We start from the raw sequence: 1,303 nt of genomic DNA on the forward strand, positions 1-1,303 counted from the left end.
CGGTGCCCGCGTTGCCCGCGGCGTCGATCACTTGGCTCATATCCACGCCCAGCCTGAGGTTGCTGAGCCTGACGTTGTTGCCCGTCGGGGCGGTGAGTGTGGCGGTCCAGGTGGTCCCGCCGTCGGTGGAGACCGGGTTCGACAGCGTGCCGCCGTTAGTGCCCTGGTTGATCATCGCGGTGGTGTAGGCCACCACCACGCGGCTGTTGTCGACGCCCGTCACCGCTTCGGAGAAGACGAAGGTGACGGTGGCTGTTTCGCCGGCGTCCAGGGTGCTGTTCGTCTCTCCCGTTGCGTAGGTGATGCGCGAGGAAGTCAGGGTAGGTCTGGTGTGGTCAACGGAGTAACTGGCGGTGGAGGCATTGGACGTATTCGGACTCGTGTTACCCGCCAGGTCGTACACGCTGTTTGCGCGCAAATAGAAACGGGCTTGACCCTCGCTGTCAGGGTCCGGGGTCAGTCTGAATGTCCAGGTCTGACGGTCCTCGATGCTGACCAAATCGCTCCTGGTGGAAGTGAGCGACGTCGTTTCGTCCATTCTGATGTCATCGAGCGTGAAGTCGGTGACTTTTTCGTTGAAGCTGACGGTGACCGTAGCGACTTCTCCGATTCCCAGATTCGTGTCGCTCATCGTGAAAACGGCGTAGGCCTTTCGGACGTCGATTGCGTAGGTGTTGCTCGATTCCACACGGTTTGTCGTGGCCTGGAGGTCATCGCGATCGGTCACGCCTGCCAAGTTCACGGTGATTTTGTAGTCCTCCACGTTAAGGGAGCTAAGATACGTACCCGGGGCCGTCAATGTGGCGGTCCAGACCGCGCTATGGCCCTTGGCGTCGGGGCTTTGGGCGACCGGAGCGGACAGTGTGCCCCTGTCCCCGGGCGTGAATGCCGGGGGCAGCTGCAGGCTTGCGCTGCTCAAACCCTTGACCGGTTCGGAGAAGGTGAGGGTGACGACGGACGTCTTCGCGGCCAGAGTCAACAGGCTGTTGCTGAACGTGATGGCATCCGCGGCCAGCGAGGGGGGCAGGGTGCTGACGATGTAGCTGTCGCTGTAGACGGGGTTGCTTCCTCCTGAGGAGTCCTGTCCCGCGTTGCCATGCGCGTCGCGCACCTGGCTGACGTTCAGGCCGATCTTGCAACCCTCGGCGTTTGCCGTGTTGGCAGTGGGTGTGAAGATGGCGATCCAGGTGCCGCCGCCGTCGATGCTGTAGAGGTCGCCCAGCGTGCCATGGGCATTGGAGAGGTCGATGGCTGTCTTCACGCTTGCGACGGGGACTATTTCGTTGAAAGCGAACCTGACCCT

General features: G+C 62.0%; 1 protein-coding gene. It reads right to left on the reverse strand.

Features of this window, described 5'->3' with window-relative positions; all coding sequences use genetic code 11:
• On the reverse strand, window positions 1-1,261 hold a 1,261-nt coding region (locus VTU_RS26210; protein WP_040892352.1), incomplete at its 3' end, for an Ig-like domain-containing protein.
• Between the last annotated feature and the right edge of the window lie 42 nt (window positions 1,262-1,303).

Origin of the sequence: Verminephrobacter aporrectodeae subsp. tuberculatae At4 (assembly GCF_000193225.1) — a bacterium.
GTDB classification, from domain to species: domain Bacteria; phylum Pseudomonadota; class Gammaproteobacteria; order Burkholderiales; family Burkholderiaceae_C; genus Acidovorax; species Acidovorax aporrectodeae.